This window comes from Marisediminitalea alba, from assembly GCF_002993365.1.
GTDB lineage: Bacteria > Pseudomonadota > Gammaproteobacteria > Enterobacterales > Alteromonadaceae > Alteromonas > Alteromonas alba.
Genome location: NZ_PVNP01000013.1, coordinates 12,313 through 38,147, shown reverse-complemented (window position 1 = coordinate 38,147; position 25,835 = coordinate 12,313). Strand labels below are relative to the sequence as shown.

Here is a 25,835-nt window from a genome sequence, read left to right as displayed (position 1 = left end):
TAGCAGTTTACGCTCTGCATACAAGGACGAGGCGGGGCTTTTTATTCCTCAATCCCTCAGAAGTAAAATGCCGGATGTGGGTCCGGCATTTTTTTGTTTAGCAAAACATTGGCTCACGCCTACTGGTAGGCTTCTAATGCTTTAACCTCTTTTAACTGTGGTGTAACCGTTGCCGTATCGCCCACTATGGTCAGATGCATACTGGCATTATCCAGATATTTCTTCGCCATATTACTCACTTCTTCCGGTGTTACACCGTGCACATTCTGTACATAGTCGGTAAGGTAAGTCTTATCCAGACCATGAAGCTCCAAAAACGCTAACTGCGAAATAATCGCGCTTCGCGAAGAATTTCGCAGCACAAAAATCCCCGCCATGTAATTTTGTACGCCCTTAAGCTCCTCAGTTGTGGGGGCCTCACTGGCCAGCAATTCAATCTCTTTGAAGATTTCGACCAGAGACGCGCCGGTGGCTTCGGCGGTAACATCGGCACCTTCATACCAGACTGCACTGCCAAGGCGGTCGACCACAGCAGAACGCGGCGAATAGGTGTAGCCTTTATCTTCACGAATATTGGCAGTAATGCGGCTGGAGAATGCGCCCCCCAGCAGGGTGTTCATTACGCTGAGTTTGGTGTAGTCAGGATGGGTAGCATCTACCGTGGCCAGTCCCAGGCGCAACGTTGACTGTGGTGCGCCTTCGCGCTCAATCAACTCGAGGGTTGGGCCAGGCTTGGTGAGTACGGTTTTTGTAGCGCGTGCCTCACCTGCCTGCCATTCGGCAAACGCCGCTTTAACGGCTTTTCTAACGGCCGCCTGATCAAACACGCCAGACACATACAAATGACTACGATTCGGCACGACATTAGACGAAATAAACGTTTTCGTATCGTCCACGGTTAATGCCGCCAGACTATCAGCGGTGGGATACAATCGACCATAGGGATGGTTACCATAAATTGACTGGTAAAAAGCCTCGGTAGCAATGGCCGAAGGGCTGGATTTTTGCACTGCGAGGTTACGCTGGCTATCGGTTTTAAGCCGGGTCAGATCTGCTTCAGCAAAGCTGGCGTTCATTACCATATCTGCCAGTACGCCCACCGCGTCCGGGGTAAACTCGCCAAGTACATCCATGCCAATAAAGCTGGAGTCCATGCCTACGCTGGTAGCAATCTCACCGCCCATACTGGCAACGGCTTCTGCAAGGGCTTTGGCAGACTGGGTGGCTGTGCCCTGACGCAACATATCGAAGCTCAGATCGGCTAGCCAGGCCTTTTCACCGTCATCGATATTGCCTGTGTTGGTCACCAACCTGACCGTGGCTTTAGGGGTACTGCCATAAGGGATAAAGGTCACCTTCAGGCCATTTTCCAATGTTATTTCCTGTGTCGCAGGCACAGTGAAATCGCCCGGCGTACCGCCCGCCGGTGGCATTTCCTTAGCATTCACCGACAATGTCAGCACCGTGATCAGCGAGGAAGCCAGTAGTGTTTTGACTAATTTCATGGTTATTCTCCCTGTGCCTGTGATTCGTCGGCCGCCGCTTCACCGGGCGTTACGGTAAGAATGGTGCGATTGGTTGGGCGCAGGTAATCTTTTACTGTTTGCATAATAAGCTCAGGCGTTACCTGCTTAAAATTGGCTTCCAGTTCATTAATTTTTTGCGGTTTATCATCAAACAACGCAAAACTGGCCAGTAGATCGGCGCGTCCGAAACCGTAGAAACCGTCGATGGAATCAAACAGACTGGAACGGATCTTCACGATCGCTCGGGACATCTCTTCATCGCTGAGTGGTTTTTCAGACAGTTGATTAACGACAGAATCAATGGCAGAAGTAATGGTTTCCTGGCTTACGGTATCGTCGTGAGTAAACGAGCTCATCCACAGCATAGGGCCGTTGTAGTTAAACATATTACCCAGCAGGTAGTTAATCCCACCACCCACACTGCCGGTAATTTGTTTATTTTTTACCAGCTCCTGATACAACAGGCTATCTTCACCCTGGACCAGGATCTGGTCGATAATGCCCATGGCATAATACTCAGGGGTATCCCGGGGCGGCATTTTATAGGCAAAGGCATAAGCTGGCTTAGGCGCCAGCTTATCGTGCTTATTGAAGACCTTTTCTTTTTCCTGACGTAGCTCAGATAAATCCGGCTGTGGCGCAATCTCAGCTGCCGGAATATCACCAAAGTATTTCTCAATCATGGCTTTTGCTTCGGCCACATCAATATCGCCTACCACAGCGAGCGCAGCATTATTTGGCGCGTAGTACATGTCGAAAAATCCCGCCACATCTTCCAGATTAGCCGCGTCGAGGTCGGCCAGGTCGCCGTAAAAGTTGTGTGCGTTGTACCAGTTATTGAAGGCGTACTGGGGCATATCCAGCCAGGGGAAACCACCATAAGGCTGGTTAAGCACATTGACTTTAACTTCGTTCTTCACCACGCCCTGCTGGTTAGTCAGGTTGTCCTGAGTGATGGCCAGCCCTTTCATCCGATCGGCCTCTGCCCATAAGAAGGTTTCCAGGTTATGCGCCGGGACAATCTCAAAATAATTGGTGAAGTCAAAACGGGTTGAGCCATTCAGCACCCCGCCGTTGTCATTTACCAATTTAATGAACTCCATCTTGCCAAGGTTTTCGGAGCCCTGGAACATCATATGCTCAAACAAATGCGCAAAACCGGTACGGTCTTTTGGTTCATTACGAAACCCGATGTTGTAGTACACCGCAACGGTAACCGTAGGGGCGGTATCGTCTTTGGATAAAACCACTTTAAGGCCATTGTCGAGCTTGAAATATTCTACCGGGACATTGTAATCCACGTTCATATCTACGCCGCTGGCAGCATCGGCGATGGTTTTGGCATCCGGCATAGCCGCCGCACTACCGGACTGTGCATCATTCTGCGCTGGCTGACTACAGCCCATCAACCAGACAGACATCACGCCCGCTGCAATTACAGAGAGTGTTCTCATAATGTTCTCTTGTGTCGTTAGAGTAAGGTTTATAAGATTTACCCACAGCCACACAATCGGCTATGAGTATATTATTAATCCCAGCATGCGCGCTGTTTAAAGATTGGTCAACACTCAGAAATACTTTGAAAAGATTTTATGTCTTTACAGCCCGGTAACACTCAAGGCCTATTCTTCACCGCCTGGTTGATAGCTGTCGGCAGGGCGGATATCCACGGTTTCATGTAGTTCGGAATACACTAAAATGGCTTCGCCGTTTTTGAGTTTAGCAATCACCTGCTCCACTTTATCGGCAAAAGCCGCCTCAATTTCGCCGTAATCGGTGCCTTCACGCAGCACAAACTCCCGGGCAATATTGTTAAGGGTATCCGGCGCGAGTTCGTCGATAGGAATAATCATGCAGACTCCTTAGGTTGTGGGTAAATAGTCGCGAAAATAACGCAATACACGTTGGTGCATCCACACCTCAGGCGCGGTTGGCGAGCCCTGCATAAAGCCCACATGGCCACCGGTTTCACTCAGTTCAACGGTGACGCTATGGGCCAGCTCGTGTTCTTGCGGGATCACCAGATGATTCATGAAGGGGTCGTCCAGTGCATGCAGGATAAGCGTTGGGCAATGGATCGCTTTTAAGAAGTAATAAGCGCTGCACTTCTCGTAGTAGTCTTTGGCATCAGCATAACCATGCAGCGGAGCAGTGACCAGATTGTCAAACTGCCAGAAGGTCTGTATGGCTTGCACCTCGGCCTCGCTGATCTGCAAAATATCACGGTAATCAATGCGCTGCATTTTCTTGAGCAGATTTTTCTTCATGCTGGCGAGCAGATACTTCTGATACACCTTCGAAAAGCCCTGATTGACGCTGGTAGCGCACTCATCGAGTTTTAACGGTGCCGACACCGCTACTGCGGCTTTTAACCCCAGGCTATCCGGGCTTTCACCCAGCAGTTTAAGCAACATATTGCCCCCCAGGGAAAAACCTATCGCAGCCTTTGGAATATCCGGGTAACGCTGGTGTAAGAGATTAATTACCCACGCCGGATCGCCGGTTTCACCGGAGTGATAAGCCCTGGGCGTTAAGTTGGCTTCGCCACTGCAACCACGAAAATGCATCATCATCACCTGCCAGCCACCCTGGCTCAACGTGGCCATCATATCGTTGGCATAATGGGAATGCATGGAGCCTTCCAGGCCATGGAACATCACCACCAACCCGGTCAGCGCCTGCGGCGCTGGCCCCCAGGCCAGATCGAGGAAATCACCGTCGTCGAGCTTAATGCGCTCCATAGTGAATTTCAGTGGTAAACGGCGCTGAATAAAGCGCGGCCAGATAGTTTGAATATGCCGGTTACGTGCCCAGCGCGGCGCAATAAAACTGCTCTTAACAATGCTTCCGTGTGATTGATTGGTCCGTATGGTCATACCTGTAACACTGTTGTGATTAAATTCTGGGTTTTCGAATGATTTGGCAAACCTAACCAGTTAAGCAAGGCAATCAAGGGGTCAGAGTCGTTGAATACGCTATTCAACGACTCTGACCCCTTGATTGACCCCTTGATTTTTGACCCCATTATTTTTTGGTAGGCGGCTACCAGCTCTGCCTGCTGTGCAGCTTCCAGTTCAAGTTCCTGCTGCTTAAGCGCCTTGTAAACTTTGCTGCCTTTCGCTGCACGGCGCCTGATACGGTGATTTCGTATGGCCGGATCGGTGGTGGCGACGGCTTCTTCCAGGGCTTCACGTAAAGCCTGGGAGACCGGTTGGTTTATCGTAAAGCACCAATGATAAAACAACAGCAGGTTAACGTTTACCTGATAGTGATCCTGTAATGCCAGGCAGGCTTCCGCCACACCAGGCTGTGTATAATGCTGCAGGCTATGCTGCCAGAACAGTTCAGGTGTTAACTCAGGCGCTGATGTCATAGGCGTCTTTAGCAGCTTCCAGTTGTTCCTGTGCATCCAGCCACTGCATCTCCTCATCCTCTAGTTGAGATTTGAGAGTTGCCTGCTGATCTAAGAATTTCATTAACTCAGGCTTGTTATCGGCCTCGTAGAGTTCGCTGCGCCCCAGCTCCTCCTCCACTTTGGCCAGCGAGGCATTGAGCTTTTCCATTGCCTTTTCAGACTGTTGAATTTGCTTACGCAGATGCGCGGTAGACTGACGAAACTCAGCTTCGCGGCGTTTTTCTGCTTTACGATCAACCTTGGGTTTGTCTTCCACCGGTTCAGCATTTGCCGCTTTATCGACGTTTTGCTGCGCAAGGATCCAGTCGCGATAATCATCCAGGTCGCCACTGAATGGCGCCACTTCGCCACTGTCGACCAAATAAAACTCCTCACACACTGCGGTTAATAAAAAACGGTCGTGCGATACCAGCACCATAGCCCCTTCAAAGCCCTGCAAGGCCATATTCAGCGCATGACGCATTTCTAAATCGAGGTGGTTAGTTGGCTCATCGAGCAGCAACAAATTCGGCTTCTGATACACAATAAGCGCCAGCACTAAACGCGCTTTTTCACCGCCAGACATTGGGGCTACCGGGCCGGTAGCTTCGTCGCCGTGAAAGCCAAAGCCGCCAAGGAAGTCGCGGTGCTGCTGTTCGGTGGCTTTGCTGTCGAGACGCTGCAAATGCAGTAATGCCGAGGCCTGAGGATCCAGATATTCCAATTGATGCTGGGCAAAATACCCTACGTTTAACCCTTTAGCCGTGGTAAATACACCGGTTTTCGGCTCGTGTACTCCAGCGAGGAGTTTGATCAGCGTTGATTTACCCTGGCCGTTACGGCCCAGCAAGCCAATGCGGCTGCCCGGTACCAGATTGAGCTTTACCTGCTCCAGCACAATGTGATCGCCATATCCCAGCATGACCTTTTCCATCTGGATGAGCGGGTTAGGCAATGCTATGGGGGCTTTAAATTCAAAACTAAACTGGCTGGCATGATGGGCCGGCAGCAGCGTTTCCATGCGCTCTAACTGCTTAATGCGGCTTTGTGCCTGCTTGGCTTTACTGGCCTTGGCCTTAAAGCGGGTAATGAAGGATTCTAAATGAGCGATTTTGTCCTGCTGCTTGCGGTATTCAATGTCCTGTAAGCGCAGTCGTTCGGCACGCTGGGTTTCGTAGCTTGAGTAGTTGCCGGTGTAGGCAATAAGTTGCTGCTGTTCAACGCTGATGATCTGCGCCACGGTGTTATCGATAAACGCCTTATCGTGGGAAATCAGCAGCAGTGTGCCCTGATAACGCTGTAACCAGCGCTCCAGCCAGATTACGGCATCCAAATCAAGGTGGTTGGTGGGTTCATCGAGCAACAGTAAGTCTGAAGGGCATAGCAGCGCCTGGGCCAGGTTCAACCGCATCCGCCAGCCCCCCGAGAAATCGGTTACCGGCGCGGTAAGCTGACTTTGAGCAAACCCCAAGCCGGCCAGAATGGTGGCGGCTCTGGCTTCCACATCATAGGCGCCTGCCTGAGCGAGTAAATCATGATACTTACCCATCTCTTCGCCGTTACTCGCCGCTTCTGCCTCACTGAGTTTTTGCTGAAGGCCGCGTAAATAATTGTCGCCGTCGATGACATAATCAATGGCGCTTCGCTCTACCGCCGGCGTTTCCTGCGCCACGCTCACAATGCGCCAGTCGGCAGGCACTGCGCAGTCACCGGCATCCACGCTAAGCTCACCACGTAATAAAGCAAACAGGCTCGACTTACCACAGCCGTTGCTGCCAATCAGGGCAACCTTATGGCCGGGAAAAACCTGTGCCGATGCGCCATCCAGCAGTACTTTACTGCCGCGCAACAAGGTGACGTCGGATAACTGGATCATAAAACTGCGAATACCTGTGATAACATAGTCTGGCTGCGTAGTTTACCAGAAGCGCTGCAAGCGATCTGCATTTGCGCGCAGTGCGTAATAACCTTAATCATTCACAACGGTTTACCCCATGAGTCAACGCCAACGAAAACGCTTTATTGCCGGTGCCACCTGCCCCAAATGCAAGGCCACCGACACCATTATGTTATTTTTCGAAAACAACATTGAAAAGCTCACCTGTGTAGAGTGCGGCTATGCCGAATCGCAACCCCAGGAAGAAGTTAAAACCGCCAGCAAAAACGCCAACGTGATTGGCGTGTTTAAACCTGAATAATCACCAAACCGTTTATTTTGCTACCCGACTTACCCGAATTTAATCTCGCCCAGGCGTTTGGCATGCTGAGCTTTGTGCTCGGCATTTTGTGTTTCTATCAGAAAGACGATCAGCATCTGCGCATTATGATGGTATTGATGAACCTAAATCACGCCCTGCATTTCGCGCTACTTAGCGCCACTACCGCCTGTTTAAGTGCGTTGTTATCGGTGGTCAGAACCGGCTTATCCATAAAAACACGCTGACGCTGGGTATTTATCTGGCCGATGTGTGGTACGACTTATTCCCCATTCTGGGCACCTGTATAGGTACTTATGCGCTGTATTGCCTGTCGGGCATAAAAATGCGGCTGGCGTTTATATGCGGTGCTATTTGCTGGCTTACCAACAACATTCTTGTTGGCTCTATTGGTGGCACGCTGCTGGAAATGACCCTGCTAATGGTAAATAGTTATACAATCTGGCGGTTGTATGTGCTTAGAAAACTTGGACAACATGGCAACGACGTATCCTGAACGTTAGGCCTGAACTACCTATTAAGTGCTTTACCATCTGGCTATTTTAGGATTACACTCCTTTTCTCGATTATGAATTCACCATCAGGGACGGTGGCATGTTGTCATTCTTATTAGATGATGCCAATTTCTGGTTTAGCTGTGCGCTGGGCATTGTTATAGCGCTTTTCATTCTGGAAATGGCAGGGATGTTTTTTGGGGTTAGTCTGCTAGGGCTAGTCGACGATCAGGCGGCACTGGATGCCGACACTGATACTTCTTCAGGTTTTACCGAGTTTGGTAGCTGGCTGGCGCTCGACAGACTGCCGCTGCTGGTTTGGCTGGTATTACTGCTTACCACTTTCGGCTCTGCCGGTCTGACATTTAATTTTCTTTCTCTCACGCTGCTGGACACCTATTTTGCCCGTTGGCTAATAACGCTTCTGGCTGTTATAGCTGGACTGTTTTTCACGGCCCGGTTTGGCTCTTTTATTGCCCGCCTGCTCCCCAAACAGGAATCGTCGGCCACCACAGCCGATGAACTGGTTGGCACGGTTGGTCACATTACCGTTGGTGTTGCCCGTCAGAACAGTCCGGCGGAAGGTAAATTCATTGATGCCCATGGCCAGCCTCACTACCTGTTGGTAGAGCCTTTCGAGCCTTATGAGCAATTCAGTCAGGGCGAAAAAATATTATTAATACAAAAGCGGGATTACCGCTGGTTAGCAAGTCGCTATTCCGACCTTTAACCCTTTACGATGGAAGTAGTCACTATGGAAAATTCAGGATTAGGTAACTTACCTTTTATGCTGATAATGATCGGCGCAGTAGTCATTGGTCTGCTCGTTATTGGTTTTATCTTTGCCCGCTTATATACCCGGGCTACCAAAGAAACCGCCTTTGTACGTACCGGCTTAGGCGGTGAAAAAGTCATCAAGGATGGTGGCGCGCTGGTGTTGCCAGTGGTGCACGAGGTGATCCCGGTAAATATGAACACCCTTCGCATTGAGGTAGAAAAAACCTCCAAGGATGCGCTGATCACCAAAGACCGGATGCGCGTAGATGTAAAAGCCGATTTTTACCTACGCGTTGCGCCAAACGCCGCCGGTATTTCTATGGCAGCGCAAACCTTAGGCACACGGACCACCCGTGCCGAAGAAGTGAAAAAGCTCATGGAATCGAAGTTCGTCGACGTACTGCGTGCGGTTGCGGCCGAAATGACCATGACCGAGATGCACGAACAACGGGCCGACTTTGTACAAAAAGTGCAGCAAAGTGTGGCTAACGATCTGGAAAAGAACGGCCTTGAGCTGGAATCGGTGAGCTTAACCGGCTTCGACCAAACCGACCTGCAGTACTTCAACGAAAACAACGCCTTCGACGCCGAAGGTCGCGCCCGCTTAGCCAAAATTATTGAAGAAAAACGCAAAGAAACCAACGATATTCAACAGGAAAACCGCATCCAGATTGAACAGCGTAACCTGGAAGCAGAAAAACTGTCGTTAAACATCAAGCGTGATGAAGAAGAAGCCCGCATTCAGCAGGAACAGTCACTGGCCTTTAAACGGCAGGAACAAAAAGCCGAGATTGCCAAGCAACGCGAACAAAAAGAGCAGGAAGAACGCCAGGCTGAAATTGCTAAAGAAAAAGCCATTTCTGCATCGGAAATCGAAAAAGCGCAAACCATTGAAGCCCGCGAGATAGAAAAGCGTAAAGCTATCGACGAAGCACGCATTCTGCAACTGCAGCAAATTGAAGTGGCCGAGCAGAATAAACAAATTGCTATTGCCAATAAGTCTGAAGAAGAATCCGCTGCCCGCGCCAAAGCGGCTGAAGCCGAAAAGCTCAAGGTTGAAAAAGAAGAAGCGGTTATTACTACCCGCCAGGTGGCCGAAGCTAATCGACGCATGGAAATTGAAGTTATCGACGCCCGTAAAGAAGCAGAGCGTGAAGCGGTGAACATTACCGTAGAAGCCGAAGCGAAGCGTGAAGCGGCGATCAATACGTCAGAAGCGATCCTTACCGAAGCCCGGGCCAGCGCTGATGCCAAGAAACTGCAGGCAGAAGCCGACGAGAAAGTGTTTGCCGTGGAAGCAGCCGGTAAGAAAGCCATGTACGAAGCCGAAAACACCCTTAAAGACGAGCAAATTGATCTGCAACGCTCACTGGCCATCCTTAAGATCCTGCCAGACATTATTGCCAATGCGGTTAAACCACTGGAAAACATCGACGGCATTAAAATCTTACAAGGCTATGGCAACAGTCTTGGTGGTGCTGGCGGCAGTGGTGAGAGCGGTGGCGCAGGCCTGGCGGATCAGGTTACCAGCGCGGCACTTAACTACCGCGCCAATGCGCCGTTAGTTGACTCTTTACTGCGTGAAGTGGGATTAGTGGATGCTGAAGATGGCACACTGGAAGATCTGATCCAGGGCAGTGCTGTAATTGATGGCGACCTGGTGACTACCAAAGCGAAAAAGCCGCAATCCGGGCCTGCTAAATCAGCTCAAGGTGAAACGCCGGCAGAAGATGACAAGCCCAACAGCTAATCCTTTTTACCTGCCTTGCTACCGCGCCCCAGGCGCCGGTAGCAGCTTGTCTGGCCTGAACCCATGAAGCTACAGGGCAAGCTGCTCAACTGGGACGATAACCGGGGCTTCGGCTTTGTTGAGCCCAAAGGTGGCGGCCAGCGTGCCTTTGTTCACATTAAGGCGTTTAGTTTTTATTCCCGCCGCCCTCAGAGCGGCGATATGATCCAGTACCAAACCAGTCAGGACCGCAAAGGTAAACTTCGGGCCATTGAGGTTAACCTGGTCAACGACCATCCAACGGGCAATAAGCCTCCGCCGAAGAAAACACCGAAACCACCATCCCGACCATCTAAAAGGCGGGTTCCGCTGCTGCTACCCTTTTTCGCCTTGCTTGGTGGCCTTATCTGGTTTCAACGCATTCCCATTGAAGTGCTTTACGTTTATGGCGTTGCCAGCCTGATTGCATTTGTCATGTATGCCATAGACAAATCCGCAGCGCGCGCTTACCGCTGGCGTACTCCGGAAAGCCATTTACACCTGATAGCACTGGTTGGCGGCTGGCCCGGTGCTTATTTAGCTCAGCAGTGGCTGCGGCATAAATCCGCAAAGCGGGACTTTAAAGCCATGTTCTGGTTTACTGTGGTAATCAACCTTACCGCACTGGGTTACCTGTTAACCCCCAGTGGTCAGGCATTGTTAACCGGTATTATGGGCTTGCGTTGATGAAGTCATTCCTTAACCGACTCAGCGAAGGGCTCGACAGTCTGAAATCAGAGCTCGATAACACTGCCACGCTTATCAGGGAACAGGTAGGTAAGCTACCGGTACTGGCCGGTAGGCTCTAGCGCAACACTTAATAATGGGGCGGCGGGGTCTCTTCTGACATTTTGGCAATATTGGAAGGCTCCATGCCTTTGACCTTATCGATAACATGACGTAACTGAAACTGCATCTTATCGATTTGTATTTGCTGATGGGCCAAAGCTTCATTGAGTGCATCAATAGTGTGCTCCTGAAAAGCCACCTTGGTTTCCAGCTCGGCAATAGCTTCTTCGGCTTTGGCTAACTCGTTAGCCAGCTTGTCGTTGTTCGTTGTCATTCAGGGCATACTCCACAGCTCAGCTAATCCGCTACTACTTACCGACAGCACGTGTGCGTCATCAAGAAAGCCCACGCCATACACTACGGCTGAGGGCGGTGACATATTTTCACGGGGCGCCACTTTCCATTCGCCCACCTGCTCACCCGTTGCAACTTCCCACAAGTACAACCTTCGGGAAGGGGCTCCAGTAAGCAAATACTTACCATCTTTAGAAAACACGGCATCGGTAAATATCTTCTGGCGCGCAATATACTGCAATTGGCTAATCGGTTCACCTGTTTGTACATTCCAGATTTGCGATTTTTGCTGGCTGTCGGCGGTAAAGGCATAGCGCCCCTCATCATCCAGTGCCACCAGGGTAACGCGGCTGGGATGTGTAAACGTATGGATCACCTGCCCGCTATCGGTGCTCCAGAGGTAAGCCACATAGTCGTTTCCGCCAGTCAGGGCGTAACGGCCATTCGGCGTAATATCCACACTATTAATGCGCTCCTGATGACCAAGAAACTCAATGCGCCGGCCGCTTTCCGGTTCAAAATACATCACCTTGCCGCTGGAACGCCCCACCAACACACCGCGTCCGCCGTTGGCCAGCGCCACATCGCGGATAGTTGACTCGTCGATGCGCCAGAAACCCACCGGCTCACCAGAAGATAAACTCCAGATAGCAAAAGCCTCACGGTCTGATGTTACCGCAAACTGACTGTCAGCACTGATATGCACATTGGCCACCAAATTATTGCTCTGATCGCCGTCTTCGCTTTGGTGGCTCCACTGAAATAACGGTTGAGCTTCACCAAAGCGCCACACATGGATGCCATTATTGATACCAGACATCACGCTTAACTGGCCATCCACCGATACGTCTGCCGCGTAAGCGCCATCTTCAACAATGCGCCATTGATTGTCCGGCGTGGTATCCGGAACAATACACCCGGCTAAACCAAATCCTGCCAGTAGCGTAACAATCAGTCGAGAAGTGAACGTTTTCAGTGATGGTGTTGTCATAGGCCTTTCTTATTGCGAATGCTCGCATTAACATAGCACGAAATCGTAATATGCGTCGCTTATCCTGGGGATTGGGCGCAATGTGAAGCCGATATTCGTGATTATCGTATCAGGCGTGTTACAGTAAAGCGTTAATAACCTGATTTACATTTATAGAATTTGATTTGTCGCAGCACTATTAGCGCTGCTACAAGATACCAACTAACGGAGAAGTTTATGCAAAAGTCGCTCGTTGCCCTAACTATCATGGCTACACTGGGTCTGGCAGCATGTCAGCCTCAACAGGGCACCACTACCGAACCCGCTCAGGACCCTAAGCTGACTAAAGAAGAAATGACCGACGCGCAAAAGCAAGCGTATGCCATGGGTGCCAGCATGGGCATGTTCGTGTTTACCCGCGACAAGCAAATGCAACAGTTTGGTGAAAGCATCGATAAAGACGCCCTGATGCAAGGTATTAAAGACGGCATGGGTAACACCCTGATGTTTGAAACAGCTGAAATTCAGCAACTGGCGCAAGCTGGCGAGCAGGCAATGCAAGCCAAGCAACAGGAACTGGCCAGCAAAATGGCGGAAGAAAATATCGCCAAAGGCGAAGCTTTCCTGGCTGAAAACGGTCAGAAAGAGGGTGTAATTACTACTGAGTCAGGTCTGCAGTACGAAGTAATGGCAGAAGGTGAAGGCGCCAGCCCGGTTGCCACCGACACAGTTAAGGTTCACTACAAAGGAACCTTACTGGATGGCACCGAGTTTGACTCTTCTTACTCTCGTGGCGAACCAGCGGTATTCCCACTGAACCGCGTTATCCCAGGCTGGACTGAAGGCGTTCAAACCATGAAAGAAGGCGGTAAAACCCGTTTCTTCATTCCTTCTGAGTTAGCCTATGGCGAACGTGCTACAGGTAATATCACACCTAACTCAACACTGATCTTTGAAGTTGAGTTACTGGAAGTGGTTAAACCGGCAGAAGAAGAAGCCGCAGAATAACCTCTGGCGCGGTGTCTCATGCACCGCCCTGATATTCCATCGACCCAGATATTCAATAGACCCAAAAAGAAAAAGCCGACATTTATTGTCGGCTTTTTATTCAGCACCTGTCCTTGCTCATCAGTAAGTCCATACTGTCTGCATACTCATGCCAATCAAAACGATAGCAACGCATGCGCCCAAATACTCATTCGGGTAAAGTTTTGTTTGCTTTTTAAGCTTAGTTTAGATTTACCGGTTTGCACGGCGAACAGCGACTTTTTAAAAAATATTTCGAGCTAGAAGGCGTGGGTTTTATTCCAATCTGAACTTAACAGATCAGAGGGCACACTTGTTACTGTGTGCCCCTTGTAGATTTGGATAACTACTGATTTGGAAAATTAAGAGATAACGCTGCGGCGGCGATTAGGCGGCATTTTGAATTTGCTAACCTGTTGCAGCAAAAACTTTCCGGCCCGGTACATAGCAAGGCAGATCAGCACTGACACCATAGTTTTTGTGCCTTCATTACTACTAAAAGCATTCACCGTGGTAAGGATAAACATTAAAACGCCGCTTAACAACAGCAGGAAGCCCATTAAACATAAGCCGAGGGCGCTGGCGGTTGCCGGCTTGTCAGCTCGCTCTTGGTGTTGCTCAGTTCGTTCTGTTGGTGAGTATCGATTCATAATCTCAATTCATTTAATGTAAACGATGTCATTTAAAAAAGTGACTGCAAAGTTTAGTCACTTGTATGACGAATTCGTTCAATATATTTACATTTTGATTACAATACCTGAGAACCGAGGCTACGGATAGGGATCTTTAGTATAGATAACAATCATTAATCACATAGATTATAGACATAAACACAAGGTTTGTCGCTAATCTGCTACACAGCTTATCGGCATTTTGTATAAAAATATGATTTTATTTATTGCTGGTGGCTATAAGCTGAGTCTATTCAACATCTTCGGCAATGCGCTAATCAAAGGCAATCGCCATAACAGCACTACGCGCAGCTTCATATCCGGCAGCGTCTAAATCGGTAAAATCCTGAACATGAAAACTGAGTAGTTGCTGCTGATATATCATGCAGTACATTTCGCCATACAGCTCAACATTGTTCTCGGTACTGCGTCCGTTCCAGCTGATCCGCACGGCAGGAACTCCGTCAATCGAAACTGTTTCTATGGCAGACGTAGAAAAATTATCCCGGCGACGCTTCACGCCCTCTAAAAACTGCATCAGGTATTGTTTGGAAAAAGCGATTTGCCTGGCCTGATTGAGTTCAGGTATACCATTTGGCGGCGTAAACACCGTCAGTTGTAGCAGCGTGCTCTTGTCACTATCGTCGTGACGACGGGTAAATCCAACGGCCGAGAAGGCCTCGCTGGGCGCTTTCATTACCGGCCCCTCAAAACCTTCGGGAACCTTAATATCCCCCGAGCCAAAGTCGTAAGCGCTCGCACTCTGACTAAGCACTAATAAAACAGCGCACCACATGAATCGTAACATCATCTCATCCTTCCTGGTTATCTTCGGCATAGCTAATCCGGTTGATATACCAGACTCTGATGCCTTCGGGTGTTTTTACATCTACCTGATCATCTTCTTCTTTTTTTAGCAGCGCTCGTGCCATCGGTGAATCGATGGAGATATAGTCTTTACGATCGTAAATCTCATCCGGCCCGACAATGCGAAAGGTCTTGGTGTCACCATCGTCATTTTCAATTTCTACCCAGGCACCAAAGAACACCCGGCCGGCCTGCTCCGGCGCAAAATCCACTACTTTAAGAATTTCCAGGCGCTTTCTTAAAAACCGGATCCGGGAATCGATTTTACGCAACAAACGTTTATTTTCTTTGTAGTCCGCATTTTCTGACCGATCGCCCAGGCTGGCAGCCCAGGTAACCTTGGCCGTAATTTCCGGCCGATACTCACGCCACAGATAATTTAGTTCGTCACGCAGTTTGTCATACCCTTCCCGGGTCACCAGGTTTGTACGCAAGTTGGCAGATCCTTTAAAATTGATGCTAAAAGTAAATTGTATCGGCAATTAACTATGCCAGCCAGGGATTATATCTGCCACCGGTTTGCAGCCCAAAATGAGGTTAGCAAACCCATATGACACGGCGGGTAGAGGTGCTATACTCTGGACCCATTAAAAGCGTGGGTAACGCTTACCGATTGCAAATCAATAGTAGGTAGGAAGGGACACTTCCAATCATTAAATTCACTACCGCCTGAATCTCATACATGATGATAATTAATACCATTGCCAACGAACTCGCCGTTAAACCTGCTCAGGTCGAAGCGGCTGTAAAACTGCTCGACGAAGGTTCAACCGTACCTTTTATCGCCCGTTACCGTAAAGAAGTCACCCAGGGACTGGATGATTCCCAGTTACGTAACCTGGAACAGCGGTTAGGTTATTTACGTGAATTAGAAGACCGCCGCCAGGTGATTTTAAAATCTATCGGTGAGCAGGAAAAACTCACGCCTGAACTCCAGCAACAAATTCTTGCTGCCGACAACAAGACCACGCTGGAAGACTTATACCTGCCGTATAAACCGCGTCGTCGCACCAAGGGGCAAATTGCGATTGAAGCTGGCCTTGAGCCGCTGGCCGATGCGCTGTTTGCTGATCCAACTCTGACTCCGGAAACCGTGGCTGCAGAATATATCAGTGCTGAAAACGGCGTGGCAGATACCAAGGCAGCACTTGAAGGCGCGCGTTATATCCTGATGGAGCGGTTTGCCGAAGACGCCGGCTTACTGGCGAAGATTCGTCGTTATCTCAACGAAAATGCCCACATTCGCAGTCGCGTTGTGGAAGGCCAGGAAAAAGCAGCGGTGAAGTACAGTGATTACTTCGACCACTCAGAAAAACTTGCCTCTGTGCCTTCGCACCGTGCCCTGGCAATGTTTCGTGGCCGTAACGAAAACATGCTGCACATTCAGATGGTCGCCGATCCTGGTCAGGAAGACTCGCCGGCTCAGGCCTCCCATTGCGAGCAAATTATTGCTGAGCATTTTGAACTGCGTAATCAGGGTCGACCTGCCGATGCATGGCTCGCTCAGGTAGTTACCTGGACCTGGAAAATCAAAATTGGCCTGCACATGGAAACCGAACTGTTTGGCCAGCTTCGCGAAAAAGCCGAAGAAGAAGCCATTAACGTGTTTGCCAAAAACCTTAACGACCTGCTGATGGCTGCCCCAGCCGGTGCGAAAGTCACCATGGGTCTGGATCCGGGTCTGCGTACCGGGGTTAAGGTCGCCATTGTAGATAATACCGGTAAGGTGGTTGGCACCACAACCATCTTCCCTCACGCACCGCAAAATCAGTGGGATAAATCCCAGCGCACCCTGGCGAATCTGTGCAAACAGCACAAGGTAGAGCTGATCAGCATCGGTAACGGCACCGGCTCGCGGGAAACCGACAAGCTGGTAGGTGAAATGCTCAAAGCCAACAGCGAGCTGCAGGCCCAGAAAATTATGGTCAGCGAAGCCGGCGCGTCGGTTTATTCTGCTTCCGAGCTAGCCTCAAAAGAGCTGCCGGGTCTGGATGTATCATTACGCGGCGCAGTGTCTATTGCCCGTCGCTTGCAGGATCCGCTGGCAGAACTGGTAAAAATTGAGCCAAAAGCCATTGGTGTAGGTCAGTATCAGCATGATGTCAGTCAGAGTTTACTTGGCAAGTCGCTGGACCAGGTGATTGAAGACTGTGTTAACGCCGTTGGCGTTGATTTAAATACCGCTTCGCCGGCCTTGCTCAGCTATGTATCCGGATTAAACAAAACCCTTGCGCACAACATTGTTAGCTACCGTGATACCCATGGTGCCTTTGCCCGTCGTCAGGATTTAAAATCTGTAGAACGTTTGGGGCCCAAAGCCTTCGAACAGGCCGCAGGATTCCTGCGCATCGTGGATGGTTCTAACCCGCTGGACAGCTCAGCGGTGCATCCGGAAGCCTACCCGGTAATAGATAGCATTGTGAGTCGCACCGATGTGGCGGTAAATGACCTTATTGGTAATACCGACTTACTGCGTAAGCTTAATCCGGAAGATTTTGTCAGTGACAACTTTGGTATTCCAACTGTTAAGGACATTCTTAAAGAGCTGGATAAACCTGGCCGGGATCCGCGTCCGGAGTTTAAAACCGCCGCCTTTAAAGAGGGCGTGGAAACCATGGCAGATCTTAAGCCAGGCATGATCCTCGAAGGCGTTGTCAGTAACGTAGCCAACTTTGGTGCCTTTGTGGATGTAGGAGTTCATCAGGACGGTCTGGTGCACATTTCGGCACTGACCAATAAGTTTATCTCCGATCCGCGTGAGGTGGTGAAAGCCGGTGATATCGTTAAGGTTAAAGTGCTGGAAGTCGATGTAGATCGCAAACGCATCTCGTTTACCATGCGTTTGGATGACACCCCGGCTCCGCAAAGTAAAGGGCCGAAGGGGAGTGGCAAGCCGCAAAACAAAGGCGGCAGTAACCGCAATCAGAAAGGCCAGCAAGGACGCCAGAGTGCACCTGCTAATGCAGCAATGGGTAATGCGTTCGCCGATGCTTTTGCCAAAGCAAAGAAAAACTGATTAAACAGCTCAGCAAACTAAAAAAGCCCCGCTCGCAAGAGACGGGGCTTTTTTGTATATCTGCTCGTTTACGCTGAGGCGCTGAACCCCCCTTCAACAGGCACTGCGACATTTTTATAAAATGAGGCAATCACGGTATTTCGCTGCTGCATTTGCTCGCTGTCTATTTGCAGCGAGCGACGGCCACTGCTTTGCTGACTGTACCTGTCTTCGTCGGCGGCCAGCTCGTCGAGTTTACGGGTTGGAATCTGTGGCTGATTGTTCTCAACAATTTCTTCCAGCGTAGGGACTTCAGATGCTACTCGCGAGGGAGAATCGCCTTCTTCCGGGCTCACTGCCGACGCTTCTTTGCGCTCTTCGGCCAGTTTACTGCGTGCTTCAAATGCTATGCGGGAAGCTTCTGCGGCAACCTGTAAATCCTGCGGTGATGGCTCAGCAGGCGCCAGCGCAGCAGCGCGAACCTGCTGCATTTTGCGAATAGTTTGTTGCGGTGTATTTTCGGTAGAGACATCAATAGACACCTCTCCGTCAATAGCGTAACGCTGGCCGTCCGGACCGCGTTGAAAATCATACTGAGGCGAACCGGCGTACTGACCACCAATGGTGGCGTGAGCCTGTTCGTGGGTGCGCACTTCCTGATCGCGCTCTTTCATTGATTCAACCTGACGCTGTTCGGCCTGCTCCTGCTGGCGCTCCCGGGCGTCTTCTTTGCCGGCACTTTCTTCGCTGGCATCGTTGAACTGTTGTTGACTGTCGCCGGTTACCTGCGCCGCGCTACCCTGATTCGACTGTGGTCGTTCATAGGTGAGCGGCTGATTACCTTTAACCGAAGATTTTAATTTGTCTGATTCGGAGCCCAGGCCCTGTTCTGCACTGCCTTGTTTGGCATCTGATGGCTGGGGAATGGACTCACGGGCAAGATTATCACGCCGGGCCGCTTCCACGCTGAGATTAGCAGTTGGAATGGCAAAGGACGTTGGGATGGGCGTGACAATATTCATAACGGGTTACCTGCGATCAGGCAATCGTGTCGATGATGCGGCCAACCGTATCGTTAGCAACATCTATAACCTTGGCCGACGCCAGGGCGTTATTGGTATACATCTGCATCGACAGTAAATCAGATGTCATGCTGTCACCGCCGGATGGCAGCAAATCAGATGTGGTGGACAAACTGCGCAACGAAGCATCGGCCAGAAAATTGCCGGTACCATTTTGCGCCACGTCCTGCTGGGCCGTCCGCTGTGCAATGTTCATCGCTGACTGGGTCATCCCCTCAAACGACTGTTGCAAACCGAACTGACCAGCAACTATCGCAGAATTTACGTTGTTGCTTATCACCATACACTACCTCTACACTCTCATGTTCAATTATTAACCAAAACGGTTAAAAAATAAAGTCTGAGTTAGGCACAGGCGTGGTGTTAAATCGTTACACAAGCCAGTCATGGCGGGCGATTTTGCGTATGAGGCATTGATCAAGTCAGCAATTCAATTACCGCAAAGCAGCCCCACTCAGGTGCAGTACTTTGCGGTACGGCATCACAGGCTAGCTGTAATAACGGTCAATGCGGGTCAGGTTATTGATGAAATTCAACAGGATATCGGCGGTCTGTTGCGGATGAGAAATAAACGGCGCATGGGCAGCATGGGGCATTACCACGGTATCCGCACCGGGATGCAGTTCGTGAATACGGTCGATGCTACTGGTAGGAACCAGGCTATCCAGGCGACCATACAAACGCAGCGTAGGTTGATTTATCCGCCCAATCATACTTCGCAGATCCACTGTTTCCAGCAAGGAAAGGCCGGCAGCCAGTGCGACTTCGGCAGGTGAGGGCAAAGCGCCCAGTTGCTGGCGTATAGTTTTTACATCCTGCCTGGCTGATGCACTACCCATAGCCTGAATAGCTAAAAAACGGTCCAGGGTTTTCTCGTAATCTCGCGCCAGCTGGCGCTGAAAACCGTTCAGCACTTCTGGCTCAATGCCTTTCCAGCACCCGTTGGAGACAAAGCAGGGACTAGAGGCCAGGGTAATTAAACCGGCAATCTTATCGGGGTAAGACAGCGCCAGCTGTTGCGCTACTAAACCACCCAGCGACCAACCTGCTACCACAGAGTCCTCGGGAACGGATTCATTAACCAATGCCGTAATGGTATCGAGTGAGTAGTCTTCCGGCAGTTTGTCGCTATTCAGACCAAAGCCTGGCAGACAAATGCGGATCACTTCAAGATCGGCGGTCAGAAACGGTAAAAACTCACTAAAAACGGCGCTGTTCATGCCCCAGCCATGGAGCAAAACCAACGTCTTTCCCGATCCCTGAGACAGGCTTTTTAATGCTGTATTAGTGTTATTGTCACCCACGTAATCACTTCCTGACAGAACGTAACAAAAGTTTACATGAGCATTTTAAAAACCCCAATAGCGAAATGCGTGGAACGTCTCAAAGGCGCGACGAAATTCCGTCCTGCAGGGTTATGTTATTTATGTCAGCAACACTGCAAGGCCGCTGTTTGCGAGGCTTGCGAACAAGACTGCTTGTTCTTTAATAATCAGAAGGTAGCTGGCAACCTGTTAAATTGGCCCAACATTAAGCAGGGACTAACACCCGGCCCCTACCAGCAAATGTGTGCGCTAAGTTACTTTCAGTGGCCGCTGGATCATTTGATTCGCCGCTTTAAATACGGTCATCCGCTGCTGGCGGAGCCATTGGCACAATGGTTCTTGCGATACTCCGCGGCCTCATCCGGCCAGCTACCCGACTGCCTGCTGCCCGTACCGATTAGTCCCTGGCGTTTCGCTAAGCGACAGTATCATCAGACCCTGCTGTTAGCCGACTATGTTGGAAAGCACCTGGATATCCCGGTGATGCCCAAATGGGCTCACAGAAGAGGCTGGCAACGCAGTCAGCAATCCCTTGGCAGGCGCGAGCGACTGCGCAACCTTAAACAGGCATATGAGCTGGGAAGCGGCGACTTTCCCGCCCGGGTAGCCCTGATTGACGACGTGGTAACGACTGGTGCCACTATCGCCACTCTGAGCAGGCTCATCCATCAGGTAGCGCCGAGCACGGAAATCGTGGTTTGGGCACTGGCTGTTACACCCAATAAGGCCGACCAGGCGCTACTGCTGCCTGGTCGTCAAATCCTTGGTCACCGCGAGGCTTAATTAATCGCCTCAGCCATAAACAGTGCATTGCTCATCAGCTTATTGGTGCCATACCAGAACCCGCGAAATTGCGGATCGTCGGTAAAGCCAATCACCCGGCCGCGTCCCATGGCTTCGGCTACTACCGCTACCGAACCGGCTATTTCGTTTGCCACCGGGTCGGCACTGAAACCAGCGACCAGCGGTGAGTCAGTGTAGCGGGCCGGAACCACTGTTGGCGAGGCATTGCTGAACACCATCATATTACTGGTTTTAAACAGGTTTAACCGCGGCGCGTCATAGCCGTAAAACAGCGGGTGGGAGGTATCGATGCTGGCCTGATAAACCGCCCCGGCTACCAGTTGCTGCGCATTGTGTGCGGAACGATCGGCAAAGGTCAGTTTCTTGTCGCTAAACAGGTCGGCGACGTCCTGCCTTGAACTCAGTTTGATATCCAACCAGTTATGCCGGGCAAATAATCGCAATGCCGAAGTCTGGCCTACCAGGGTGCCGCCGGCACGAACCCAGTCGGTTAGCGTTTCATCAACACCTTCAGGTAAGTCATAGCGGCCACCAACAAATACAACGTGAGTGTAATCATGCAGGGAAACGTTATCGAGATGACGCTGTTCCACCAGGGTGACCGGCATGCCTACCTGTGTATCCAGGTAATGCCACACTTCACCGGCCTGATAAGGACTGACGCCCTCGCCACCTACCAGCAGAACCTTAGGCGCTTTTACCGGCACCATACTGCGGCTACCAATGTCAATACCAGTAGTGGTGAAGCCGCTGCTGAGGGATAACACCTGCACCCCGGCATCAACCGCCGCCGCATTAACCAGCTCAATAAGCGCCTGTGGCTGAGGCACGCCCCGCGGGATCACGATGGTACCAGCCGCCAGCGACAGGTTGCCCTGAGTCGTTGCTGCGGTAAAAGGCTGGGTGGCAATACGCGCTGCCACGCCTTTATCTAGCAGTTGCTGTAACAATGCCGGTGTTTTGTAGTGATGCCACTCAAACGCATAGGCATAAGCGTCGCTGTCAACCGGCACTATCGGAGCGGGTGACGGGCTGGTGTCGGTGAATTTGGCCCGGCGCAACTCACGGCTGCTCATCGGGGCAAAGGTTAAATCAAATGCCAGTGGCAGGTTGAAGTTAGACACATCATAAAAAGTATTATCCACAAAATCCTGCTGAGTGGAGAATAACGACTTGATTAAGCGGTACTGTGGTTGCGCCAGCGGCACTACCAGGGTGCTGTTTGCTTTATATACGGTGTCGTTAACTTCAATATCTTCGCGCGGTTGCTGATAACGGATATTATGCTGGGTGAGCACCCAGCGCGCTTTTTCCAGGCGCCAGCTGTCCTGCGGCTCATGAATTAAATAGGCTGCATTGTCATCCTGACTGGCAAGCTCTGCGGTTTCTTTGTAAAAGTTATGCTGATAGTCGAGCAGCGCCGCTTTGTTTGCCATGGCGCCATCAAACACCGCCACTGACATGGTGAACTGGTTCTGGATAGTTTGCGGGAACGCCAGCGGGCCATTAATAGAATCCTGCAGGTGGCCACGACTACTGGCCTGCTCAAACAACACGCCAATACTGCCCTGGGCATCCGGATAGGATGAGCCTTTACCATAGTAAAAGTCATCAAAGCCTTCCTGACTGAAATACAGTTGTTTCTCGCTGTCGAAGGCGCTGACGTAGTATTCTGCCAGCGCGTTGGTCAGGCGTACGTTACCTTCCGGCGTAAACGGGTTTTTGCGACTCGGCACACCCGGCTGGAAAAAGTAAGAACTATTGGTACCCATTTCGTGGAAGTCTGTTAACACGTGGGGGCGCCAGTGCTGAAACTTGCTGATACGCGCCTGAGACTCAGGATGCACCATCATCAACCAGTCCCGGTTAAGATCAAACCAATAATGGTTGGTACGCCCGTTGGGCCAGCCTTCCTGGTGCTCCCGATGCGCCGGGTCGGCATTGAGTACCTTGCCCTTGTGCATATTCGCCCAGTGCGCAAACCGCGATAGCCCATCCGGGTTGTAGGAAGGGTCCAGCAGCACCACATTTTCCTGCAGTAAACGGGTTACCCTTTCGTCCTGGGCCGCGGCAAGATAATAAGCCACTAACAGCGATGCATTAGCACCGGAAGGCTCATTACCGTGCACGCTATAGCCCATGTAAAAGAACAGTGGCGCATCCGCCGGTGTTTTCTTACCTTGCTGAACCTGAGCCATGTGCGCGGTACGCCAGTCTTCCAGCTTACTGCGATTTTGAGGTGCCGTGATAGTTAACAGCAGCAGCGGGCGTTGCTCGTGGGTATAGCCGGTAACTTCCAGGGTTATCCGATCAGAAGCCGCCGCGAGGCTGCGCATATAAGTGACCAGCAAATCATGGCGTACGTGCCAGTCGCCAACATTATATCCAAGCACCGATTCGGGAGTGGGTATAGCGGGATCAAGCTCAACATTGTCAGGTAAGTAGGCTCTGGCCGGCTTGCCCCCGGCAGTAGCCATAGCGCTGAAGCAAAGCGATAACGCAACAATCAGAACAGTATATAGCCTGGCAAGACATGAGCGTAAAGGGGTGGAATTTGTCGTTATTGGCGCTGATAGCATTTTACGGACACCATAATTAGTTTTATTTGATGGTCTTGAAACCTGTGACTTCGGCATAATATATTTTCAATACCTGACTGTTTTACTCAGGTTAATTTGTTATCATATGCGATAGTTATTGATTATGCAGGACTCTACAATGATCTCAATATCAAAAGAGGCCCAGGGACACTTTGTTAAGTTACTGGCTAAACAGGAAGAAGGCACAAATATTCGTGTTTTCGTGGTGAATCCGGGGACCTCAAGTGCTGAATGCGGTGTTTCTTATTGTCCACCCGATGCGGTGGAGCCTTCCGACACCCGTTTACCCTTCGACGGCTTTGATGCCGTGGTTGACGAAGAGAGCGCGCCTTATCTCGAAGAAGCCGAAATCGATTATGTCACCGATCAGATGGGTTCACAGCTAACGCTGAAAGCGCCAAACGCCAAGGCTCGTAAAGTGGCAGACGATGCGCCAATAGTAGAACGTCTGAACTACATGATTGAATCTGAAATTAACCCGCAACTGGCCAATCACGGCGGTCAGGTTGTGCTGCTCGAAATCACTGACGACGGTTATGCCGTGCTGCAGTTTGGCGGCGGATGTAACGGGTGTTCAATGGTTGATGTTACGCTTAAAGAAGGTATCGAAAAGCAAATGCTCGAAGAATTCGCCGGCGAAATCAAAGGCGTTCGCGATGCCACAGAGCATCAGTCGGGTGAGCACTCTTACTACTAAGCTCACAGCCGGGCCACGGCGCTATGCTGCCTTTTAGCCACTGGCAACGCTTTATTCAGGGCCTCAGCGTTTTTGCCTTGGGTCTTAGCGTTATGGTGGCGGGCGCCTGGTGGTTAGAACCGCTTTATTATGTGGGGTTAGTAGTGTTGCTCAGCGGCTTCGGCTGGGCGATGTCGGGTTATCTTGGCCTGCTCTGGCAGCGCCTCACAAAGTCGATAAATCCTAACCGGCACAGGTAAACTCAGGTGCTAACAACGAGTTTATCCCTGCGCCAGTAAAACACCGCACCCAGCGTTACTCCCCGGGCAAGTAAAAAGGCCAGCAAGGCCCACCATAAGGCCGGGTTACCCTCAGATTGAGTAACATACCAGACCGGAAAATACACCAGTAATGCGCTGATGATCATGGTATCGCGCATGGCTTTGGCCTGAGTAAGACCAACAAACACCCCATCATATAGAAAGCACCAGTGAGCCACTAAGGGCAACACGGTCATCATGCCGAGGTAGGCATATGCTGCCTGCTGCAAAGACTCGATATCCGTGAGTAAGCGAATAATTTGCGGCCCGAAAAACCAGAATATCACCGCATAGCCAACGGCAAACAGCCCTGACCACAATAATCCCCGCTGCGTCTGGCGCATCACCCCTTTGGTACTCCTGGCACCGGCGGCCTCTCCGACGGTGGCCTCTACAGCGTAAGCAATGCCATCGAGGCCCAGCGCGATCAGCACAAAGAACTGCATCAGGATGGCATTTACGGCGGTGGCCGTCTGACCATAACGGGCGCCCTGAATGGTTAAAAACGCCAGACAAGCCTGCAATGCCAGATTACGCAGCAGCATGTCACCGTTTAATTTCATCAAAAATTTACGCGCCGTTTTATTAAACCACTCCATTGCCGGCGGCTGCCACTGAATATGTTTTAAGGCAATCAGCATCGCCATGACCATCATGGTGTATTCGGCGACTACGCTGGCCAGCGCCACACCGCTTACGCCCCAGTCCCACCACCAGACCAGCAGGATATCGAGGCCGGCATTAAGCAGGTTACCGACAATCTGCACCAGTAACACACTGGTGGTTTTTTGCTGTCCCACCAGCCAGCCAATCAAAGCCAGATTGAGCAGAGCAGCCGGTGCACCCCACACCCGGATATTAAAGTATTCACGGCTGTAAACCGCCACATCGGCAGCCGGAGCCGCTAGCCATAAGCCGGCTTGCAAAATAGCCTGTTGGGTTAACCAGATAAGCAGGCCAATAGTGATGGCAATTACCGCGGTTTGATAAAATGACCTGGCCATCACGGTGAGGTCGCCCTCGCCCCTGGCCTGTGCACTCATACCGGTGGCCGACATACGAATAAAACCGCACACCCAGTAAATTTGGGTAAGAATTAACGCGCCAATGGATGCGCCGGCGAGTTGCGCCGATGAATCCATATGCCCCATTACCGCCGTATCAACCAGTCCAAGTAAAGGAGTAGTGATATTCGCCAGGATCATCGGCAGGGCCAGCTTTAATAACTGAATGTGGGCAGC

The 25,835-nt window shown here is 50.8% G+C and carries 26 protein-coding genes and 1 pseudogene; 11 read left to right on the top strand and 16 right to left on the bottom strand.

Translation table 11 applies throughout. The annotated features are described in order from the left end of the window. Window positions 1-119: 119 nt before the first annotated feature. The 6 genes from C6Y40_RS01700 to C6Y40_RS01675 all read right to left on the bottom strand — a co-directional run bounded on the left by C6Y40_RS01700 (window position 120) and on the right by C6Y40_RS01675 (window position 6,796). Window positions 120-1,505, bottom strand: coding sequence for a M16 family metallopeptidase (locus C6Y40_RS01700; protein WP_105933037.1), 1,386 nt, complete (start codon window positions 1,503-1,505; stop codon window positions 120-122). Window positions 1,506-1,507: 2 nt separating this feature from the next. After that, window positions 1,508-2,980: a M16 family metallopeptidase gene (locus tag C6Y40_RS01695; RefSeq protein WP_205664732.1), complete on the bottom strand. Its 1,473-nt coding sequence runs from the start codon at window positions 2,978-2,980 to the stop codon at window positions 1,508-1,510. Between the two features lie 168 nt (window positions 2,981-3,148). Continuing rightward, window positions 3,149-3,379: a YheU family protein gene (locus C6Y40_RS01690; protein WP_105933036.1), complete on the bottom strand. Its 231-nt coding sequence runs from the start codon at window positions 3,377-3,379 to the stop codon at window positions 3,149-3,151. Between the two features lie 9 nt (window positions 3,380-3,388). After that, the gene (locus C6Y40_RS01685; protein ID WP_105933035.1) at window positions 3,389-4,402 is read right to left on the bottom strand and encodes a hydrolase; all 1,014 of its coding nucleotides are present in this window, start codon (window positions 4,400-4,402) and stop codon (window positions 3,389-3,391) included. Further along, on the bottom strand, window positions 4,399-4,899 hold the full coding sequence (locus tag C6Y40_RS01680) for a TIGR02444 family protein (protein WP_170308386.1): 501 nt from the start codon (window positions 4,897-4,899) through the stop codon (window positions 4,399-4,401). Before C6Y40_RS01680 ends, C6Y40_RS01685 begins: the two co-directional genes overlap by 4 nt. Beyond that, on the bottom strand, window positions 4,883-6,796 hold the full coding sequence (locus tag C6Y40_RS01675; protein WP_105933033.1) for an ATP-binding cassette domain-containing protein: 1,914 nt from the start codon (window positions 6,794-6,796) through the stop codon (window positions 4,883-4,885). The genes C6Y40_RS01680 and C6Y40_RS01675 overlap by 17 nt, the downstream gene beginning before the upstream one ends. 118 nt (window positions 6,797-6,914) lie before the next feature. Between C6Y40_RS01675 and C6Y40_RS01670 the strand changes: the two genes are divergently transcribed. The 6 genes and pseudogenes from C6Y40_RS01670 to C6Y40_RS25365 all read left to right on the top strand — a co-directional run bounded on the left by C6Y40_RS01670 (window position 6,915) and on the right by C6Y40_RS25365 (window position 10,984). Beyond that, a complete protein-coding gene (locus C6Y40_RS01670; protein WP_105933032.1) occupies window positions 6,915-7,118 on the top strand; it encodes a YheV family putative zinc ribbon protein in 204 nt (67 codons plus the stop codon). Between the two features lie 62 nt (window positions 7,119-7,180). Further along, a pseudogene (locus C6Y40_RS01665) lies at window positions 7,181-7,632 on the top strand (YgjV family protein). A 98-nt stretch (window positions 7,633-7,730) separates the two neighbouring features. Beyond that, on the top strand, window positions 7,731-8,360 hold the full coding sequence (locus C6Y40_RS01660; protein ID WP_105933031.1) for an OB-fold-containig protein: 630 nt from the start codon (window positions 7,731-7,733) through the stop codon (window positions 8,358-8,360). A gap of 24 nt (window positions 8,361-8,384) precedes the next feature. Then, window positions 8,385-10,157 carry a flotillin family protein gene (locus C6Y40_RS01655; RefSeq protein ID WP_105933030.1) on the top strand — a complete coding sequence of 591 codons (1,773 nt, stop codon included), beginning with the start codon at window positions 8,385-8,387 and terminating at the stop codon, window positions 10,155-10,157. Window positions 10,158-10,220: 63 nt separating this feature from the next. After that, window positions 10,221-10,862 carry a DUF1294 domain-containing protein gene (locus tag C6Y40_RS01650; protein WP_105933029.1) on the top strand — a complete coding sequence of 214 codons (642 nt, stop codon included), beginning with the start codon at window positions 10,221-10,223 and terminating at the stop codon, window positions 10,860-10,862. Beyond that, window positions 10,862-10,984 carry a hypothetical protein gene (locus tag C6Y40_RS25365; protein WP_276309502.1) on the top strand — a complete coding sequence of 41 codons (123 nt, stop codon included), beginning with the start codon at window positions 10,862-10,864 and terminating at the stop codon, window positions 10,982-10,984. The genes C6Y40_RS01650 and C6Y40_RS25365 overlap by 1 nt, the downstream gene beginning before the upstream one ends. A gap of 8 nt (window positions 10,985-10,992) precedes the next feature. Here C6Y40_RS25365 and C6Y40_RS01645 read toward each other — a convergent pair whose 3' ends face one another. Together C6Y40_RS01645 and C6Y40_RS01640 are read right to left on the bottom strand one after the other, a co-directional pair. Continuing rightward, a complete protein-coding gene (locus C6Y40_RS01645) occupies window positions 10,993-11,238 on the bottom strand; it encodes a SlyX family protein (protein ID WP_105933028.1) in 246 nt (81 codons plus the stop codon). Next, complete coding sequence (locus tag C6Y40_RS01640; RefSeq protein WP_146129471.1) at window positions 11,239-12,249, bottom strand: WD40 repeat domain-containing protein; 1,011 nt, start codon at window positions 12,247-12,249, stop codon at window positions 11,239-11,241. A 216-nt stretch (window positions 12,250-12,465) separates the two neighbouring features. Between C6Y40_RS01640 and fkpA the strand changes: the two genes are divergently transcribed. Beyond that, a complete protein-coding gene (gene fkpA, locus C6Y40_RS01635; RefSeq protein WP_105933027.1) occupies window positions 12,466-13,236 on the top strand; it encodes an FKBP-type peptidyl-prolyl cis-trans isomerase in 771 nt (256 codons plus the stop codon). A 380-nt stretch (window positions 13,237-13,616) separates the two neighbouring features. On the opposite strand, the gene C6Y40_RS01630 is transcribed toward fkpA, so the two are convergent. From C6Y40_RS01630 to greB, 3 genes are all read right to left on the bottom strand, one after another. Beyond that, window positions 13,617-13,904: a hypothetical protein gene (locus C6Y40_RS01630; RefSeq protein WP_146129470.1), complete on the bottom strand. Its 288-nt coding sequence runs from the start codon at window positions 13,902-13,904 to the stop codon at window positions 13,617-13,619. Window positions 13,905-14,199: 295 nt separating this feature from the next. Then, on the bottom strand, window positions 14,200-14,736 hold the full coding sequence (locus C6Y40_RS01625; protein WP_105933025.1) for a hypothetical protein: 537 nt from the start codon (window positions 14,734-14,736) through the stop codon (window positions 14,200-14,202). A 1-nt stretch (window position 14,737) separates the two neighbouring features. Next, a complete protein-coding gene (greB, locus tag C6Y40_RS01620) occupies window positions 14,738-15,226 on the bottom strand; it encodes a transcription elongation factor GreB (RefSeq protein ID WP_105933024.1) in 489 nt (162 codons plus the stop codon). Between the two features lie 251 nt (window positions 15,227-15,477). Between greB and C6Y40_RS01615 the strand changes: the two genes are divergently transcribed. Beyond that, a complete protein-coding gene (locus C6Y40_RS01615; RefSeq protein ID WP_105933158.1) occupies window positions 15,478-17,808 on the top strand; it encodes a Tex family protein in 2,331 nt (776 codons plus the stop codon). Between the two features lie 68 nt (window positions 17,809-17,876). On the opposite strand, the gene C6Y40_RS01610 is transcribed toward C6Y40_RS01615, so the two are convergent. From C6Y40_RS01610 to bioH, 3 genes are all read right to left on the bottom strand, one after another. Beyond that, the gene (locus C6Y40_RS01610) at window positions 17,877-18,809 is read right to left on the bottom strand and encodes a putative metalloprotease CJM1_0395 family protein (RefSeq protein ID WP_105933023.1); all 933 of its coding nucleotides are present in this window, start codon (window positions 18,807-18,809) and stop codon (window positions 17,877-17,879) included. Between the two features lie 16 nt (window positions 18,810-18,825). Then, window positions 18,826-19,152 carry a hypothetical protein gene (locus tag C6Y40_RS01605; RefSeq protein WP_105933022.1) on the bottom strand — a complete coding sequence of 109 codons (327 nt, stop codon included), beginning with the start codon at window positions 19,150-19,152 and terminating at the stop codon, window positions 18,826-18,828. Between the two features lie 205 nt (window positions 19,153-19,357). Further along, window positions 19,358-20,173: a pimeloyl-ACP methyl ester esterase BioH gene (gene bioH / locus C6Y40_RS01600; protein WP_105933021.1), complete on the bottom strand. Its 816-nt coding sequence runs from the start codon at window positions 20,171-20,173 to the stop codon at window positions 19,358-19,360. A 36-nt stretch (window positions 20,174-20,209) separates the two neighbouring features. Here bioH and C6Y40_RS01595 point away from each other — a divergent pair, with 36 nt between their 5' ends. Then, a complete protein-coding gene (locus C6Y40_RS01595) occupies window positions 20,210-20,977 on the top strand; it encodes a ComF family protein (protein ID WP_146129469.1) in 768 nt (255 codons plus the stop codon). Here C6Y40_RS01595 and C6Y40_RS01590 read toward each other — a convergent pair. Then, the gene (locus C6Y40_RS01590; RefSeq protein ID WP_240621815.1) at window positions 20,974-23,475 is read right to left on the bottom strand and encodes a M14 family metallopeptidase; all 2,502 of its coding nucleotides are present in this window, start codon (window positions 23,473-23,475) and stop codon (window positions 20,974-20,976) included. The genes C6Y40_RS01595 and C6Y40_RS01590 overlap by 4 nt on opposite strands. Before the next feature lie 241 nt (window positions 23,476-23,716). Here C6Y40_RS01590 and nfuA point away from each other — a divergent pair, with 241 nt between their 5' ends. Further along, a complete protein-coding gene (nfuA, locus tag C6Y40_RS01585) occupies window positions 23,717-24,295 on the top strand; it encodes a Fe-S biogenesis protein NfuA (RefSeq protein ID WP_105933018.1) in 579 nt (192 codons plus the stop codon). 23 nt (window positions 24,296-24,318) lie between these two features. Continuing rightward, window positions 24,319-24,534 (top strand): hypothetical protein, encoded by a 216-nt coding sequence (locus tag C6Y40_RS01580; protein ID WP_105933017.1) that lies wholly within the window; start codon window positions 24,319-24,321, stop codon window positions 24,532-24,534. Window positions 24,535-24,536: 2 nt separating this feature from the next. On the opposite strand, the gene C6Y40_RS01575 is transcribed toward C6Y40_RS01580, so the two are convergent. Beyond that, the gene (locus tag C6Y40_RS01575) at window positions 24,537-25,799 is read right to left on the bottom strand and encodes an MATE family efflux transporter (RefSeq protein WP_105933157.1); all 1,263 of its coding nucleotides are present in this window, start codon (window positions 25,797-25,799) and stop codon (window positions 24,537-24,539) included. Window positions 25,800-25,835 lie beyond the last annotated feature (36 nt).

Bases quoted from the DNA above. Each gene is read 5' to 3' on its own strand.
- C6Y40_RS01580 (WP_105933017.1), top strand. From the start codon at position 24,319: ATGCTGCCTTTTAGCCACTGGCAACGCTTTATTCAGGGCCTCAGCGTT.
- C6Y40_RS01680 (WP_170308386.1), bottom strand. From the start codon at position 4,899: ATGACATCAGCGCCTGAGTTAACACCTGAACTGTTCTGGCAGCATAGC.
- C6Y40_RS01595 (WP_146129469.1), top strand. From the start codon at position 20,210: ATGAGCATTTTAAAAACCCCAATAGCGAAATGCGTGGAACGTCTCAAA.
- nfuA (WP_105933018.1), top strand. From the start codon at position 23,717: ATGATCTCAATATCAAAAGAGGCCCAGGGACACTTTGTTAAGTTACTG.
- C6Y40_RS01685 (WP_105933035.1), bottom strand. From the start codon at position 4,402: ATGACCATACGGACCAATCAATCACACGGAAGCATTGTTAAGAGCAGT.
- fkpA (WP_105933027.1), top strand. From the start codon at position 12,466: ATGCAAAAGTCGCTCGTTGCCCTAACTATCATGGCTACACTGGGTCTG.
- C6Y40_RS01645 (WP_105933028.1), bottom strand. From the start codon at position 11,238: ATGACAACGAACAACGACAAGCTGGCTAACGAGTTAGCCAAAGCCGAA.
- C6Y40_RS01655 (WP_105933030.1), top strand. From the start codon at position 8,385: ATGGAAAATTCAGGATTAGGTAACTTACCTTTTATGCTGATAATGATC.
- C6Y40_RS01695 (WP_205664732.1), bottom strand. From the start codon at position 2,980: ATGAGAACACTCTCTGTAATTGCAGCGGGCGTGATGTCTGTCTGGTTG.
- C6Y40_RS01610 (WP_105933023.1), bottom strand. From the start codon at position 18,809: ATGAATATTGTCACGCCCATCCCAACGTCCTTTGCCATTCCAACTGCT.
- C6Y40_RS01615 (WP_105933158.1), top strand. From the start codon at position 15,478: ATGATAATTAATACCATTGCCAACGAACTCGCCGTTAAACCTGCTCAG.
- C6Y40_RS01590 (WP_240621815.1), bottom strand. From the start codon at position 23,475: ATGGCTACTGCCGGGGGCAAGCCGGCCAGAGCCTACTTACCTGACAAT.
- C6Y40_RS01605 (WP_105933022.1), bottom strand. From the start codon at position 19,152: ATGGTGATAAGCAACAACGTAAATTCTGCGATAGTTGCTGGTCAGTTC.
- C6Y40_RS01640 (WP_146129471.1), bottom strand. From the start codon at position 12,249: ATGACAACACCATCACTGAAAACGTTCACTTCTCGACTGATTGTTACG.
- C6Y40_RS01575 (WP_105933157.1), bottom strand. From the start codon at position 25,799: ATGATCCTGGCGAATATCACTACTCCTTTACTTGGACTGGTTGATACG.
- C6Y40_RS01630 (WP_146129470.1), bottom strand. From the start codon at position 13,904: ATGAATCGATACTCACCAACAGAACGAACTGAGCAACACCAAGAGCGA.
- C6Y40_RS01650 (WP_105933029.1), top strand. From the start codon at position 10,221: ATGAAGCTACAGGGCAAGCTGCTCAACTGGGACGATAACCGGGGCTTC.
- C6Y40_RS01675 (WP_105933033.1), bottom strand. From the start codon at position 6,796: ATGATCCAGTTATCCGACGTCACCTTGTTGCGCGGCAGTAAAGTACTG.
- C6Y40_RS01625 (WP_105933025.1), bottom strand. From the start codon at position 14,736: ATGATGTTACGATTCATGTGGTGCGCTGTTTTATTAGTGCTTAGTCAG.
- C6Y40_RS01690 (WP_105933036.1), bottom strand. From the start codon at position 3,379: ATGATTATTCCTATCGACGAACTCGCGCCGGATACCCTTAACAATATT.
- C6Y40_RS25365 (WP_276309502.1), top strand. From the start codon at position 10,862: ATGAAGTCATTCCTTAACCGACTCAGCGAAGGGCTCGACAGTCTGAAA.
- C6Y40_RS01670 (WP_105933032.1), top strand. From the start codon at position 6,915: ATGAGTCAACGCCAACGAAAACGCTTTATTGCCGGTGCCACCTGCCCC.
- C6Y40_RS01700 (WP_105933037.1), bottom strand. From the start codon at position 1,505: ATGAAATTAGTCAAAACACTACTGGCTTCCTCGCTGATCACGGTGCTG.
- C6Y40_RS01660 (WP_105933031.1), top strand. From the start codon at position 7,731: ATGTTGTCATTCTTATTAGATGATGCCAATTTCTGGTTTAGCTGTGCG.